At 44.0% G+C, this 14,205-nt stretch carries 15 protein-coding genes; 9 read left to right on the top strand and 6 right to left on the bottom strand.

What is annotated here, in order from left to right; all coding sequences use genetic code 11:
* Positions 1–84 precede the first annotated feature (84 nt).
* Together dhiA and dhiT are read right to left on the bottom strand one after the other, a co-directional pair.
* Positions 85–597 carry a type II toxin-antitoxin system antitoxin DhiA gene (dhiA, locus tag OCU38_RS06890; protein WP_261822495.1) on the bottom strand — a complete coding sequence of 171 codons (513 nt, stop codon included), beginning with the start codon at positions 595–597 and terminating at the stop codon, positions 85–87.
* On the bottom strand, positions 597–860 hold the full coding sequence (dhiT, locus tag OCU38_RS06885; RefSeq protein WP_261822494.1) for a type II toxin-antitoxin system toxin DhiT: 264 nt from the start codon (positions 858–860) through the stop codon (positions 597–599). The genes dhiA and dhiT overlap by 1 nt, the downstream gene beginning before the upstream one ends.
* Positions 861–1,171: 311 nt before the next feature.
* On the opposite strand from dhiT, the gene OCU38_RS06880 reads away from it, so the two are divergent.
* Complete coding sequence (locus tag OCU38_RS06880; RefSeq protein WP_261822493.1) at positions 1,172–1,567, top strand: DUF3465 domain-containing protein; 396 nt, start codon at positions 1,172–1,174, stop codon at positions 1,565–1,567.
* Between the two features lie 12 nt (positions 1,568–1,579).
* Positions 1,580–2,098, top strand: a complete 519-nt coding sequence (locus OCU38_RS06875) for an HAD family hydrolase (protein WP_261822492.1) — start codon at positions 1,580–1,582, stop codon at positions 2,096–2,098.
* Positions 2,099–2,221: 123 nt separating this feature from the next.
* Here the strand turns inward: OCU38_RS06875 and OCU38_RS06870 are convergent, their stop codons facing one another.
* Positions 2,222–2,710 (bottom strand): META domain-containing protein, encoded by a 489-nt coding sequence (locus tag OCU38_RS06870; RefSeq protein ID WP_261822491.1) that lies wholly within the window; start codon positions 2,708–2,710, stop codon positions 2,222–2,224.
* Between the two features lie 156 nt (positions 2,711–2,866).
* On the opposite strand from OCU38_RS06870, the gene OCU38_RS06865 reads away from it, so the two are divergent.
* Positions 2,867–3,118: a DUF1289 domain-containing protein gene (locus tag OCU38_RS06865; RefSeq protein ID WP_261822490.1), complete on the top strand. Its 252-nt coding sequence runs from the start codon at positions 2,867–2,869 to the stop codon at positions 3,116–3,118.
* Between the two features lie 180 nt (positions 3,119–3,298).
* Here OCU38_RS06865 and rplY read toward each other — a convergent pair whose 3' ends face one another.
* Both rplY and OCU38_RS06855 read right to left on the bottom strand, forming a co-directional pair.
* The gene (rplY, locus tag OCU38_RS06860) at positions 3,299–3,577 is read right to left on the bottom strand and encodes a 50S ribosomal protein L25 (protein ID WP_021712865.1); all 279 of its coding nucleotides are present in this window, start codon (positions 3,575–3,577) and stop codon (positions 3,299–3,301) included.
* A 176-nt stretch (positions 3,578–3,753) separates the two neighbouring features.
* On the bottom strand, positions 3,754–5,490 hold the full coding sequence (locus OCU38_RS06855) for a DEAD/DEAH box helicase (RefSeq protein WP_261822489.1): 1,737 nt from the start codon (positions 5,488–5,490) through the stop codon (positions 3,754–3,756).
* Between the two features lie 190 nt (positions 5,491–5,680).
* Here OCU38_RS06855 and rsuA point away from each other — a divergent pair, with 190 nt between their 5' ends.
* From rsuA to OCU38_RS06840, 3 genes are read left to right on the top strand one after another with little or no spacing between them, the layout of a single operon-like run.
* A complete protein-coding gene (gene rsuA, locus OCU38_RS06850; protein WP_261822488.1) occupies positions 5,681–6,388 on the top strand; it encodes a 16S rRNA pseudouridine(516) synthase RsuA in 708 nt (235 codons plus the stop codon).
* Between the two features lie 5 nt (positions 6,389–6,393).
* Positions 6,394–7,587, top strand: a complete 1,194-nt coding sequence (locus OCU38_RS06845; protein WP_261822487.1) for a Bcr/CflA family multidrug efflux MFS transporter — start codon at positions 6,394–6,396, stop codon at positions 7,585–7,587.
* Positions 7,584–8,267 (top strand): DUF2913 family protein, encoded by a 684-nt coding sequence (locus OCU38_RS06840; protein WP_261822486.1) that lies wholly within the window; start codon positions 7,584–7,586, stop codon positions 8,265–8,267. The genes OCU38_RS06845 and OCU38_RS06840 overlap by 4 nt, the downstream gene beginning before the upstream one ends.
* Before the next feature lie 61 nt (positions 8,268–8,328).
* Here OCU38_RS06840 and OCU38_RS06835 read toward each other — a convergent pair whose 3' ends face one another.
* On the bottom strand, positions 8,329–9,756 hold the full coding sequence (locus OCU38_RS06835; RefSeq protein ID WP_261822485.1) for an SDR family oxidoreductase: 1,428 nt from the start codon (positions 9,754–9,756) through the stop codon (positions 8,329–8,331).
* Between the two features lie 168 nt (positions 9,757–9,924).
* Between OCU38_RS06835 and OCU38_RS06830 the strand changes: the two genes are divergently transcribed.
* Genes OCU38_RS06830 through OCU38_RS06820 form a run of 3 tightly spaced genes read left to right on the top strand, consistent with a single transcriptional unit; the run spans position 9,925 to position 14,154 of the window.
* Positions 9,925–10,596: an ABC transporter ATP-binding protein gene (locus OCU38_RS06830; RefSeq protein WP_261822484.1), complete on the top strand. Its 672-nt coding sequence runs from the start codon at positions 9,925–9,927 to the stop codon at positions 10,594–10,596.
* Positions 10,577–13,030 (top strand): ABC transporter permease, encoded by a 2,454-nt coding sequence (locus tag OCU38_RS06825; RefSeq protein WP_261822483.1) that lies wholly within the window; start codon positions 10,577–10,579, stop codon positions 13,028–13,030. The genes OCU38_RS06830 and OCU38_RS06825 overlap by 20 nt, the downstream gene beginning before the upstream one ends.
* Positions 13,031–13,038: 8 nt before the next feature.
* The gene (locus OCU38_RS06820) at positions 13,039–14,154 is read left to right on the top strand and encodes a lipocalin-like domain-containing protein (protein WP_261822482.1); all 1,116 of its coding nucleotides are present in this window, start codon (positions 13,039–13,041) and stop codon (positions 14,152–14,154) included.
* Positions 14,155–14,205 lie beyond the last annotated feature (51 nt).

Raw genomic sequence — 14,205 nt, 5'->3', positions numbered from 1 at the left:
CTGCGCAAGGTTTGCTGTGAATAGAAAAATTGGGCATCTGACTTTCGATAGCTAAATGCTTGGCTGACATTAGAACATTGCTGTTTATCGTTGTGCTTCCGTGTCGGCTTTTACAGCGAATGCGCCATGAGCCAATTGGACTAAGGTATCAAATTTTGGCGAGGTTCTTGGGCTTAGAGCCTTATAGATACTCGGTCTGCTTTTAAGGTTGGTTTTGGCTTGAACTTTTTGCACCCCATATTCTTCGATATAACCTCGAATAGCCGCTTGTAATATGTCTGGGCGATTTAGGGTGATTGAATCCCAAGCGGCTTGCTTGATGACCGCTTCCATGTCGTTGGCTGAAATCGTTCGCTGTTTTGCGGGTAGGTAATCACCATTATTTTGCGCAAGCTGTCGTAACTTGTTTGCGGATATTTCAGCATTACCCCAGTCAAGGTGTGAACCTTCCAAGGAAAATTCAGTGAAAGACTCGACGTGAGCAAATGCTGCAGATTGGAAGATTTCAGTAAGATCTGCTTTGCCTTTAAAGCCATCGCTAAACTCTAGCTCCAGTTCAAAGCCGTTTTCCCAATCAACATCAATGATCTTTAGCATTAGTTTACTCTCCGAATAGATGTACCTTGTATTGCGCCATTCCATGCGATCAATAATGCAGCTTGGTGCTCTAGAATGTACTTCTCAGCTGTTTTTAATTTTTTAGGAGGAAGATAGCCTGCAAGTAGCTCTATATCATCGATAGCGATAGAAGCTTGATGTTCGCCATACCTAACGTGAATGTGTGGTCGATTATGAGCCCCATCATCCAATAGATACATTGCAAAGCGTAACCCTAGCAGTTTCCTTAGTATCTCAGGCACGCAACACGCTCTTTTTCTACGGTTAATAGACTAGCACTGTATCCTTAAGGATACAAATAAGTTCTGCCGAAAATCGTTGTAGGTATCGGTAAAGATTCGACCCTATATACAGATAGAGTTTATTCTGTGCTGAATAGTTATTTGTGTAATAAAGACTGATTTTTATCTATGGTTGAACCCGAGAATTTCACTTGGTGCCTTTTAAATTGTTCTGCTTCAGTTGGTTAGAACAGGATTTGTAGATATGATGATTGGATAAATTCGTAGTTTTACGATTTTAAAATGAGACGTGAATTAGGGAAATTGAGTATATGAGACAGTTTTTTGCCGCAGTTGTCGCGGTTTTATGTTTATTTTCCATTGGCGCTCACGCCAATAACCTTAAACTGAGACAAGCCTATCAAGATCATCAAAGCAATCTTCAAATTCAAGGTTCAGGAACTGTCATTCGCTTATTAGCCGACGATAATGTGGGCAGCCGACATCAAAAATTCATCCTGAGAGTGGACAGTAAACAGACTTTGCTTGTTGCTCACAATATTGATTTGGCGCCAAGAATCCCGAATTTACGGGTAGGCGATCGAGTTCATTTTTACGGCGAGTATGAATGGAATAAAAAAGGTGGCGTAATGCATTGGACGCATCACGATCCTAGTAATCGACACCCAGATGGCTGGTTAAAGCATAAAGGTAAGAAGTACCAGTAAAATGGAGGCAACATGAGCGCAGTGTACTTATTTGATTGGGGCGATACGCTTATGGTCGATTTTGCTAATCAAAGTGGGAAAATGTGCGAATGGAGCACAGTTCAAGCTGTTGATGGCGCACAGCAAACCCTGAAAAAGTTATCCGCTGTTAGCACAATCTATGTAGCAACCAATGCGGCAGATTCGTCTGAAGCTGATATTAAATCTGCGTTTGAGCGAGTCGGGCTATCGCCATATATCACAGGCTACTTTTGCAAAGCAAACCTTGGAATAGGAAAGGGCACACCTGAGTTCTTTCATAAAATTATCGAGGTGTTGGGTGTCGATCCTCAGTCAGTGGTGATGGTTGGAGATAGTTTTGATAATGACATTCAACCAGCCATTGCTGCAGGAATTAAAGCCATTTGGTTTAACCCTACACCACAAGCTTGTAATGCTAGTCTCAATATTAAGCAGAGCTATTTAACCCGGAGCACCGTAACCCAGAGCAGGGTAAAACAGATAAGTCATTTAACGCAAATGTGCATATAGCTATCCTTGGCTATAGAGATCTCTGGTGTGAGAGTGAAAGAGAGTCGCACTCAATATGACATAATGAATGCGACTTTCTACTAAGTGCGGCTCTCTACCAAGTGCGATTCTTCACCAAAGTAATTAATTAACCCAATCTTTGAGCGTAAACGTTAACGTATGTTCTGGATTTTTTAGCTCTATTTCTTTTTCGGTTAAGGTCAGTTTGTTCCATTGTGCAAGAGATTTTAGGTATAACATCTCAGTAAGCATAATGTTGTCTGGACACATTTTCATCGTGGCGCCAATTTGCTCAATGCGGAAATTACTGCCATCGAGTTCACTTTGACCAAAAAAGTTATTACAGCCCGCGGTGCCGTTGGCGGCCATTTTTTCACCTATCTCTAGCGTTGGCGCACTGAAGTGCTCATCGACTCGCAATTGCTTGCCGTCTATTTTAGTGAGTACCCAATGATGGTGTTGTAGGGTGCTTTCGCTGACTTGAAGGGTTGCAGGCATAGTTGACGTCATTTTTGCGTCTGAATTATCCGATGTTGCCGATTCATTGCTTCCCATTGTTGAACATGCAGAGATGAGTAGCGCTGAAGAAATAGCGACTGCTTTTTTGTACATTAAGTGGCTCCAAAAGGGTGAATAAGTTATTTTAAGTGTATAACAAATAACAGAAAGCATGTCAGCGATAGGTGATAAGTTTCAGTGGTGTTGTTTGAATAATGTTTGGCTTTGATAAATACTAATACATCGATTGGGCAAAATGAGGGAGGCAAAATGGAGCAGTTAGACTTTTTTGATGTCCCTAGCCCTTGTATTGGCGTGTGCAGTTCGGACGATAAAGGGTATTGTCAGGGGTGTATGCGCAACAGGGATGAGCGCTTTTCTTGGCAGACGCTGTCTTGCGCCCAGAAAAAGCATGTGATTCGATTATGTCGGCAACGATATTTGCGTAAAGTGAAGAAAAACAGCGCAGCGGCGAATGCGATAGAAGAGGCTGAGCAGAGTCAGCAGAGAGCGTTGTTCTGACTTAAGCTTTATTTTTCTTTGTTTAAAGCATCTATATAGAATGCAGTAAACAAAATAGCGAAAGCCCGATTGTTGGTAGCAATCGGGCTTTCTAATTTTTAAGAATCTACAGTTGGTAAGACTGAGTTCTTGGTATACGCAAAAGGCTGGATGTTATCCGATTAATTCCTTGGTAGGGAATTAGATGCGGATGAAGTCCATGTGCTCAACTTTTGGCTTGAACGCGTGACGTTGAACGTCTTGTGGCTTAACCTTAACTTCTGCGCCGTCGATCACAAGAGTGATTTCTTCGTAGAATTCTGGTTTGTCCATTTGGTTGATTACGTCAGAATGAACTAGCGCGATAGATACTGGCGCTGCTTCACCACCGTAAACGATTGCTGGGAATTGGCCAGCGTGACGTAGGCGGCGGCTCGCACCCTTACCTAGTTCAGTACGTACTACTGCTTCAAATTTCATAGTATTTACTCTCAAATTAGTAAAATAAAAAGGATTTTCATCAATCACTTAGCGACCTAGTATTGATGACGTTCGTTTAATAACGAGAAATCGTTAAAACGAGCGCGGATACTACCACTCTAAAGGTCTATGAGCAATAGTCTGCGTGCGTATTTTAGCAGAATAGTCGCTAATAGTTATAGAGAAAACTCATTGTCAAAGATCACATCTCTGAGTTTCCAAAAACGGCCGTCTTTTCGAGCAATGACAAATTTGGGTAATTTAAAGCGATGTTGCTGATTGACGACCTTGGTCGGGGATAATCCTTCAAATGGATGATGCTTGTCTGCCAAATGCAATTTTACAAAACGCGCATGAAAGCTTTTCTTTTGCGCTGGGGTATTAAGGTAATAAAAAGTGCTGACTTTATTACCACTTTCTCCAAGGTAAGCCACTTTCAGATAATTCTTACCTTTACTGTCTTTTGCCACCTCAAATTGCAGGTCGGTACATTCAAAGACCAGTGCATCTTTTAAGCTTAAGGCTTCTTTTAACTTTTTATCAGGGTCGACTAATACCGCTTCACATTCGTGACAAATTCGGGCCGCAATATCATTGTCTGCGCCACATTCTCGGCAATACTTGGCGCGAAAGCGGTAATTACAGTGTTCTCGCTCGCCATCTTCATCTTCAAAATACCCTTGGCATTTTCTGCCATAGTGTTCGATGACAAAGCCGTTATCCGCGGTTTTACCCCAGAAGTTATTGTTAAAACCGCAAGCAGGACAGGGCACAGTCACGATTTCACTGTCAGGGTCGGGTTTGGGCGCGCCAACTTCAGGTTGATATAGGTCATAACAGTTACCCGCGTATTCCAATACCAGACATTCGGTTTTGCCTTCCGATAGACGTAAGCCTCGGCCAATGATTTGCTGATATAAACTGATGGATTCGGTTGGGCGTAATACCGCGATTAAATCGACGTGCGGCGCATCAAAGCCTGTGGTGAGCACAGAAACATTGACCAAATACTTAAACTTTTGCTGTTTGAATTCGTCGATGATGCGATCGCGCTCTTTAGTGTGAGTATCACCAATCACTATAGCCGCATCCCCTTGCGGCAATAATGAAAACACCTCTTGTGCGTGTTTTACGGTCGCGGCGAAAATCATGATGCCTTTGCGTTTTTTACCTAAGGTCATAATTTGATTGAGTATCTGCGGGGTGGCGCGTTTTGATTTTTCTATGACTAAATCCATATCCGATTCGCGATATCGACCCATATGCGTAGGGGATATTTCCGAAAAATCGTAACTAAACAGCGGCGCATCAATAATTTTAGCGGGCGTTAAAAACTCTTGGTCGAGCAAGTAACGAATAGGCAACTCAAACACGCAGTCTCTAAAAAAGCGCGCCTCTTCTGAGCGCACTTGCCCGCGGGTGTGATATTGATAAATCCAGCCTAATCCTAAGCGATAAGGCGTGGCGGTAAGGCCCAATATTTTTAAGTTTGGATTAAGCGATTGTAAATGACTGATGACTTTTTGATAGCTGCTGTTTTTATCTTCAGGTACTCGGTGACATTCATCAATAACCAAAAGGGAGAAAGGTTCGTTAAAGGCCTCTAGATTTCTGGCGACCGATTGAACCGAGGCGAAGACAACTTGTTGCTCGGTCTCTTTACGACCTAATCCCGCGGCAAAGATGGCCCCAGTTAGCCCGTAGCTTTCATATTTAGCGTGGTTTTGCTCAACGAGCTCTTTAACATGAGCCATAACCAGTACCTTGCCGCGAGCCAGCCTTGCCAGCTCTGCAATCACAAGGCTTTTACCCGCCCCCGTAGGCAGTACAATCACCGCAGGTTCACTGCGCTTGCGAAAATAGTGTACAACGGTTTTAACAGAATCCGCTTGGTAGGGCCTAAGTTGATACATAAAAAAGAGGGTATTTCCTAAAAAATTGAAGTTTGAGCTGTGCAAAACAGGTATACTAACGGACTTCCCATAAAAGGAATATCCCTCCTCAGTGTAACTTTTCTCTTTTACCGCAAACAAGCGGAATTGACGACACTTATCATGTTGCATTGAGTGAAATCTCAACTCAAATAACGACCCCTAGGTAAAAATGCGTATAGATAAATACTTGTGTGATGGATTGGGTATTAGCCGCAAAGAAGCGACTAAACTGTTAAAAAGTGGCGACGTGACGCTCGATGATGCGATGATCAAGTCAGGCTCGGTAAAGGTGAAAGAAGGCCAAACCGTGGCATGGCAAGAACGTCCCATCGTGTTACGCGGCCCTCGCTATTTAATGATGAATAAACCCGAGGGCGTAGTTTGCTCTCATGAAGACGGTTTTAATCACACAGTGTTTGTTCTTATTGACGAAGTTCGCTACGAAGATTTGCATTTTGCTGGACGTTTAGATGTGGATACCACAGGCCTACTGCTGATTACCGATGACGGACAGTGGTCGCACCGCATTACTTCGCCAAAACACAAATGTGATAAAACCTATCGTGTTTGGCTTGCCGATCCTGTTCAGGATGATTACCAGCAAAAAATAGCCGAAGGTATTTTACTGCGCAATGAGCGCGAGCCAACGCTACCTGCGCAAATGGAAGTGGTAGCAGAAAACGAAGTGTTGTTGACTATACATGAAGGTAAGTATCACCAAGTGAAGCGTATGTTTGCTGCTTTAGGTAATAAAGTGGTGGGTTTGCATCGTGAGCGTATTGGTAACATTACGCTGGATGAAAATTTAGAACTGGGTGAATATCGCGACTTAACAGAGCAGGAAATCAACTCCATTTTTAATAAACCAGCGGGGTGAGCACTATGAGCAAACAGTCAGTGGTTAAGCTAAGTTTCGCCATGTTCTTAGTGTTAGGGGCGATATCAGCACTAACGCCTCTTGCTATTGATATGTACTTGCCAGCCATGCCTGCCATTGCTGATGATTTTGGCGTGATGCCCGGTGATGTGCAAATTACCTTGACCATCTATACCTTGGGCTTTGCCATTGGTCAGCTATTTTATGGCCCATTAGCCGATAGCATTGGTCGTAAACCGGTATTGCTCGGTGGTGTAGGACTATTTTTATTAGGTGCGATTGCCTGCACCTTTACCCAATCGATTGAAGTCTTGGTGTGGGTGCGTTTGTTGCAAGGCTTTGCTGGTGCGGCCGCTGCTGTGGTTATTCAAGCGGTGGTTCGCGATATGTTTGAAGCTGAAGACTTTGCGCGAACTATGTCGTTTATTACTCTAATCATGACTGTTGCACCTTTGGTGGCACCGTTAATTGGCGGTCATGTTTCGGTATTAATGGGCTGGAGGGCGGTATTTGCTATTTTGGCTATTTACGCCGCGATTATGTTAATTGCGATCAGCATTAAGATCCCTGAGACATTAGCTAAAGAAAATCGGCAACCGTTTCGCCTGCGAACTTCATTACGAAACTACGCACAACTGCTAAGAAACCGCCAAGCTATGGGGCTTATCATGTGCGGCGCGTTTTCGTTCTCGGGAATGTTTGTGTTTTTAACCGCAGGTTCGTTTGTTTATATCGATATCTACGGCGTTGCGCCGCAAGATTTCGGCTATTTATTTGGCCTGAACATTTTGACCTTAGTGCTGTTTACGACCTTAAACGGTAAAGTGGTTAAAAAGTACGGCTCTAACAAGATGATCATGTTTGGTTTGACCATTCAGTTGCTTGCAGGGCTAGGCTTAGTGGTTTGTTGGATTGCTGACCTTGGGCTGGCCTTTATTGTGCCTTGTGTGATGTTTTATGTGGGAACCATCTCCACAATTGGCAGTAATGGTATGGCATTACTGCTAAACAAATACCCAAATATGGCAGGAACCACGTCATCTATGGCAGGCACGTTACGTTTTGGTCTGGGCGGGTTGATCAGTTTGATCGTCACTTTATTACCGGGCGAGAAGAGTTGGCCAATGTTGACTATGATGGGACTGTGCGCCGTCGCATCCATCGTGATTTATAAAGTATATGGAGAAGTGAAACAGTGAGAAGCTACGCAGAGCAAATGCTAGAGCTTGTAGATATTGCGTTGTTGGACATCCACCAAGAGCATCAATCTGGGAAATTGGCTGATACGCCAGTCAGCAACACTAACTTTTTATTGCGCTGGATTACCAAAAGTATCAAAGAAAAGCGTTTTGCCACTTTAATGGCAAAAGATCTGATTGCGTGGCAAAAGCTCGGCCGCAGCCAAGGCAGTAAGACCGCGCTCTATCAACGCTTTCAAACCTTGTCTGAATTTTATGGCATCTTCTTCGGTAAAGATAAAACCGTCAAGCCTGTGCTGGATAAGCAAATAGAGCAATTGATGGATGTGATGGAAGAGGCCGGTTGGAGCGTGACCAACGAATATGATTTAACTGAATCAGCTAAGAGTCAGGTCTTCACTGACGGCGAAAGTTCATTTGTGTTGTGCGCGGATCAGTGTGAGTCATGTTTTGATGGTGGTGAAGAGCTCATGCGCCCGATGAGTTTTTATGTGCGTGGTAATCACAGCCAGTTCATCGAAAAGGCATTGCAGTGTGGCATGATGCTGCACAAGCAAACGGACTATAAATCGAAAGTGAAATATCACGGAGAGTATCTGATTTATCCAAGTAATCAGGGTCCGATATTGGCTGAAATCCCCCTTGGATTTACTTTAGCTGAATATCAGTCTCAGTCTTAAGCGGATGAAATATCAGCATAGTTTGCACAAGCTATGCTGATATTTGTTGTTTTAACAAGCGTTAAGCCTTACGGCAAATGGCTTTCACCATACCTTTAAAGATAAAAAGATGCGCAGGAAACATAGCGTACCAATAAAGCAGCCCTAAAAATCCTTTAGGATGCCACCAAGCCCGTACATCCAACTCTCTATAATCGCCATGATCAATGATGGAACACTCAAGCCGTCCTAATCCTGGGCCTTTCATGCCAAACAGTAGCGACAGAAACTGCTGATCTTTGATGCGTATTACTTTCCAAGAATCAATGTAATCGCCCAATTTTAAGCTAGGGCCTTCTGGCACTTGTCGTTTGGGGCGACCGCCACCAAAAAACAAATCCAGCCACTCACGAGTTCGCCATAGAATATTGGCAAAGAAATACCCTTGTTGCGGGCTTCCTAGTTGCGTAACAACTTGCCATAACTCCTCGGCGGTCTTGTCGGTTTTAATGCTCGCGCCGGCCTGCTTTGGATAATAACCATATCCCGGTTGCCAACGTTTTAGAGCGCCGGGATCAAAGCCCCATACTTTTCCTCGCGCAAATTCATCTTCACGGCTTAAGGTGTCATCAATCATCTCTTGATAGGAGTATAAATTTTGCGGAAAGCGCACGCGTATGGCTTGTGCATCGGCAACAAAGTCATGACTGAGCCCAGCCAGCAGTGCTCGTCCTACATTGCTGGGAACAGACGTCACCATACCAAGCCAACGAGACGCCATTGACGGAGTCAGCAGGGGAGTCGCTAATAAGCGATAGCGATTGTTGGTGGCATGACACAGCACTTTAAATTGTTGTCGATAGCTCAAAGTATCAGGGCCACCCACTTCATAAGATTGATTTTCGCTGGCCGCTTCTTGCACTAATGACAGTAGATAATGATTGAGATTTTGCAAAGCGATAGGATTGGCTTTGGAATCGACCCATTTTGGCGTAATGAGTATGGGTAGGTTGTAGACAAAGTCGCGCATGATTTCAAAGGCGGCGGAGCCGGGCCCAATAATGACCCCAGCGCATAGCTCAACAATAGGAACAGGCGTGTTGCGCAGAATATTACCGGTTTCTTTGCGAGCGTTAAGATGTTCGGAATACCCTGTTTGGGGTTGCAAAGAACTTAAATAGATCACTTGGCCGATGGTATTTTGTGTTAGCGCCGCGGCAAAATGCTGCGCCAGAGAAAGCTCATAATCTAAAAAATCATGGCCGTGATTCATGCCATGCACTAAGAAGAAAACCGTGTCGAAATTATCAACAACTTGTAGTGTTTGCGGTTTATTTGCTAAGTCGAGTTGCGTAAATGTAAGATTGGGGTGAGAATTGATACGAGATTTTAATAATGTAGAGTTTCGTGCACTAGCGGTAACTTGATGCCCTTGCTCTAGTAATAGAGGTACAAGTTGCGATCCAACATACCCTGAGGCACCAACGACCAATACCTTTTTCTGTTTCATTCTCATTCCTACTTGGTTCTATCCTATAGATAAGAGTATACTAATCAGAGAAAACCCTCACTTTTTCATGGTCTTGTTGAAAAGAACATCACATTTTACTGAAGATAATCCAAATTATAGAAAATGAGCGAATTATATAACTTTAAAATGGTTAAAAGGTAATCATAAATGTTAAGACTGGTAAATGTTAGCAAGGGCTTTGTTGACGGTGGAGAATTTAATCCTGTTTTACAGAGTGCTAATTTTACGATTAACCGAGGTGAACAGATTGCGCTAATGGGAGAATCAGGTGCGGGCAAAAGTACTTTGCTTAACTTGATTGCAGGCCTAGATAGAGTCGACTCTGGCGAAATTTGGTTTGACGACTATGATATGCATAATTTTAAAGAAAATAATCGCACCCGTTTTCGTCGCAATCAAATAGGGCATGTCTTTCAACAATACAACCTTCTCACTACACTTAACGTTGCGGATAACATTCGTTTTTGCCGTCAATTGAAAGGGTTACCAGAGAACAGTCAGTTGTGGCGTCAAATTTTAGCGACGCTTGATCTTATGCCACTGCTTGGCCGATACCCAGAAGAGTTATCTGGAGGCCAACAGCAACGTGCGGCCATAGCGCGTGCGCTTTATATGGAACCGTCTATTTTATTGGCCGATGAACCAACAGGTAGCCTTGATGAAAAGAACGCAGAAGCGGTGATGCGCTTGCTTTCTTCTTTAACCAAAGAATTTAACTGTACCTTGTTGGTGGTTACGCACAGTGAGAAGGTAGCCTCTTTCATGGATAAAACAGCGCGTCTGCAAGGAGGGCAACTGCATGTTATGGCCCATAGCTAAAGCGCTACTTGGTCATTATAAAAGACACCCGTTGCAGATAATCCTAGTTTGGCTAGGACTCTCTCTGGGCATCTCTGTATTGGTCGGCGTTTTGGCGATCAATCAACATGCACAGCTGTCGTACACTCATGGTGAGCGTCTTTTTTCAAACCCGATGCCTTACCGTATTCAGTCGAAAAACAACTCCAACACCATTCCTCAAGGCTTTTACGTTCAAATAAGACGTGAAGGTTTTAGCCAATGTTTACCGTTTGACCTTTATCGTACTCAAACCAAAAAAGGTGCCGATATTCAACTGCTGGGTATTGATAGCCTAGCCACAGCAGAAGTCTTCTTCCGCAGCAATATTCTTGAAAACCCGATGCTGAGGTTAATGCAACAGCCGCATCCGGTATTGATCAACGAAACCTTTATGAAGTACATGGGCTGGCAAGAAGGGCAACAACTGGTGCTTTCTGACGGTCAGATATTGGGGCCTTTGGTGGTTGATCAGCAGCAACTGGTGAAAGGGTCTAACTTAGTTGTTGATATGGCGGTCACCCGCAAACTTCGCCAAGGCACTGGATTTTCACTTATTGGTTGTGGAAATCTAAGCCAAGATAAACTTGATCAAATTCGCACTATGCTTCCTCAAGGCGTGACGTTACGTAAAAATACTCGCGCTGAATTAGTGTCTCTTACCGAAGCGTTCCACTTAAACCTGACTGCGATGGGAATGCTCTCGTTCTTGATTGGCTTATTTATTTTCTATCAAGCCATGTCGCTCTCCTTTATACAAAGACAAACCGTAGTGGGCGTACTGCGCCAAATTGGGGTGTCTGGCTGGCAGTTAATGGCCGCGTTAGCATTAGAGTTGATTATTCTAGTTACCATCAGTTGGATCTCGGGCAACGTGCTGGGCTTAATGCTGGCCAATAAGCTGTTACCTGCGGTATCCATGAGTATTGGCGCTATTTATAACGCTAGTATTGATTTAGTGATTCATTGGCGCTGGTCTTGGAGCGCCAAAAGTTTATTGATGGCGTTTGTTGGGGTACTACTGTCTTGTACTTGGCCTCTATTGCGTCTGATTCGCTCACAGCCGATTCGCTTAACGGCGCGACTTTCTTTGATTCGATTTGCTGGAAAAGAGTTTTTCTGGCAAGCGGTGTTGGCGGCAATTTGTCTGTTCCTTGCGGTATTTATTTTGCAATTTGGTGAGGGTATTTACGCCGGCTTTACCATTTTGGCATTGATGCTGATTGGCATTGGTTTGATGGTGCCCTACATTATTTTTGAGCTATTTACCTATCTTTCCTATCATTTGCATTGGGTTAAAGCGCGTTGGTTCTTTGCAGATGCGGCCGCCTCTATGAGTTATCGTGGCGTTGCCTTAATGGCGTTTATGCTTGCGATTACCGCCAATGTTGGGGTGGAAACCATGGTGGGGAGCTTTAGAGATACGACCGATAAATGGTTATCTCAGCGTTTAGCTGCCGATGTGTATGTACACCCTACCGCTAACTCTGCGCCGCGAATGATTAAGTGGCTAGAGAAACAACCAGAAGTAAAAGAAGTGTGGCAACGCCGAGAAACCGAGCTTGCTACCTTAGACGGCAACATTAATTTAGTCAGTAGCGGTCAAAGCAGTGGCGAGAAAAGCTCGCTGTCCGAGAAAGTCACCATTCCGAACTATTGGCATCATTTGCATCATTCACGCAGTGTCATGATCAGTGAGTCGATGTCTTTAAAACGCCATATTAGAGTGGGGGATTATATCTCGCTTCCGGCTCCGGTGGGGCAACAGTGGCGAGTGGTAGGGGTGTATTATGATTATGGTAATCCTTACGATCAGGTATTGTTATCCGAAAACAGTTGGCGACTGCTATTGCCCGGGCAAGGCAGTGTTGGTTTAGGTGTGGTGCTAAATGACAAATCACAATCCGCTAATCTGACGTCTAAGTTGGTGAATATTTATCGTACGCCAGCAGATCGGGTAGTGAACAACCATACTATCCATACTCAAGCGTTGCGTATTTTCGATCGCACTTTCGGTATTACCGATACGCTGGGTAACTTAACGCTTATTGTTGCGGTATTTGGCATCTTCTTTGCGACGCTTGCCGGTGAAGCCTCCCGTTTACATAACGTTGCCCTGCTACGTTGTCTTGGCGTTTCGGGCAAAGAGTTGGTCTTTGTTGGAGGGGCGCAACTGTTTGCGTTTGGTCTGGTTTCGTCGTGTGTTGCCATTCCTTTAGGTATGGTATTAGCCAGCAATGTAGTAGAACTGATTTTGAAAAACACATTTGGTTGGAGTATGCAGCTGCATGTCGTCCCATGGGATTATCTAGGGACATTAGCATTAACCGTAAGTGCGTTAATGTTAGCGGGAGCGATTCCGGTGTTGCAAGTAATACGCCGTACGCCAATTAAGTCGCTTCGTGACGCGTTATAGAGTAATCAATGAGAAATGTTTTTAAGAAACGCCTTATTCTTTTGTTAGCCAGTCTGTTGGTCATTGTGGTGATCGCAGGATTGATAACTCGTTATCATTTGGCAAAAGAGCAGGCTCATCAAGAACAAATGCAACAATTGGCGGAAGAAGCACAATCGACTTTTGAGCCTGTGTTACCCAACAAAACGGTGTCATTTCCGCAAGATTTTACCGTACATCCAACTTATGAGCAGGAAGTATGGCGCTTTATTGCTACGGTTAAAGATAAGCAGGGTAATCCTTACTTAGTGCAATGGTTTTTGTTCCGAATTGCCATGTCGGAAATACAGGGCGTGAGCTGGGAATCGCCACAAATTTATACTTCACAAGCGATTGTGACGACCCCAAAACAGATCTTCCTTGATCAACGATTTGCCAGAGGCGGTATTGGCTTGGTGGGGATACGTCAACGTCCTTATCAACTCTCTATTGATAACTGGTCTATTCGCTCTTTCTCAGAGCAACCGATCCCGGGCAGAATTTCGGTGTCGACAGACCAATTTAAAGTGCATCTAAACACGGTATTAATTCGCCCTTATGTTCCCCTAGGAAACAACGGTTATCAAGTGACTCACGATTTAGCTTCGAGAGCCTTATATGGGTATTCCGCACCTTATATCCGCACATCGGGCGTGATAACCGTGGGAAATCAAAATATAAAGGTTGAAGGGCAGGCGTCCTTTAGCCAAGTATGGGGCACCGATATTATTGGTAAAGGGCAAAGTGGCTACAGTCATATGCTGTTTAGGCTGCAAGATGGACGAGTACTGTCTTTGGTGAAATCACGTCATCAAGATGCGGTTCAGCCGTACAGTTTTGGTAATTTATATACCCCTGACGGCCAACATGTAGCATTAACAAATGAAGACGTAGAAATACGCTCAGTGGGAACCACCACATTAAGTAATGGTAAAATATTGCCTCTGCAGTGGGTAGTGAACGTGCCTAAATACAATATTCATTTGACCGCGCATAGTAATCGTTATGATCAGTGGGCAAATCTATCTATCCCTTCCTGGTCTGGCAGAATACAAACCAATGGCAACATTAAAGCTGAAGGCTATTTGCAGTTAGTAGGTTACTAAATATTGCATTGTTAAATGCAGTTGGTCATCAGATTGACTGCGGGCTGAATC

Source organism: Vibrio neonatus (assembly GCF_024346975.1).
GTDB classification, from domain to species: Bacteria; Pseudomonadota; Gammaproteobacteria; order Enterobacterales; family Vibrionaceae; genus Vibrio; species Vibrio neonatus.
The sequence above is the reverse complement of the archived record's forward strand: the minus strand, read 5'-3'. Positions and strand labels throughout refer to the sequence as shown.

Excerpts from the sequence above, each read along its gene's own strand:
- dhiA (WP_261822495.1), bottom strand. The coding sequence starts at position 597 with ATGCTAAAGATCATTGATGTTGATTGGGAAAACGGCTTTGAACTGGAG.
- OCU38_RS06880 (WP_261822493.1), top strand. The coding sequence starts at position 1,172 with ATGAGACAGTTTTTTGCCGCAGTTGTCGCGGTTTTATGTTTATTTTCC.
- OCU38_RS06875 (WP_261822492.1), top strand. The coding sequence starts at position 1,580 with ATGAGCGCAGTGTACTTATTTGATTGGGGCGATACGCTTATGGTCGAT.
- OCU38_RS06870 (WP_261822491.1), bottom strand. The coding sequence starts at position 2,710 with ATGTACAAAAAAGCAGTCGCTATTTCTTCAGCGCTACTCATCTCTGCA.
- OCU38_RS06865 (WP_261822490.1), top strand. The coding sequence starts at position 2,867 with ATGGAGCAGTTAGACTTTTTTGATGTCCCTAGCCCTTGTATTGGCGTG.
- rplY (WP_021712865.1), bottom strand. The coding sequence starts at position 3,577 with ATGAAATTTGAAGCAGTAGTACGTACTGAACTAGGTAAGGGTGCGAGC.
- OCU38_RS06855 (WP_261822489.1), bottom strand. The coding sequence starts at position 5,490 with ATGTATCAACTTAGGCCCTACCAAGCGGATTCTGTTAAAACCGTTGTA.
- rsuA (WP_261822488.1), top strand. The coding sequence starts at position 5,681 with ATGCGTATAGATAAATACTTGTGTGATGGATTGGGTATTAGCCGCAAA.
- OCU38_RS06845 (WP_261822487.1), top strand. The coding sequence starts at position 6,394 with ATGAGCAAACAGTCAGTGGTTAAGCTAAGTTTCGCCATGTTCTTAGTG.
- OCU38_RS06835 (WP_261822485.1), bottom strand. The coding sequence starts at position 9,756 with ATGAAACAGAAAAAGGTATTGGTCGTTGGTGCCTCAGGGTATGTTGGA.
- OCU38_RS06830 (WP_261822484.1), top strand. The coding sequence starts at position 9,925 with ATGTTAAGACTGGTAAATGTTAGCAAGGGCTTTGTTGACGGTGGAGAA.
- OCU38_RS06825 (WP_261822483.1), top strand. The coding sequence starts at position 10,577 with ATGTTATGGCCCATAGCTAAAGCGCTACTTGGTCATTATAAAAGACAC.
- OCU38_RS06820 (WP_261822482.1), top strand. The coding sequence starts at position 13,039 with ATGAGAAATGTTTTTAAGAAACGCCTTATTCTTTTGTTAGCCAGTCTG.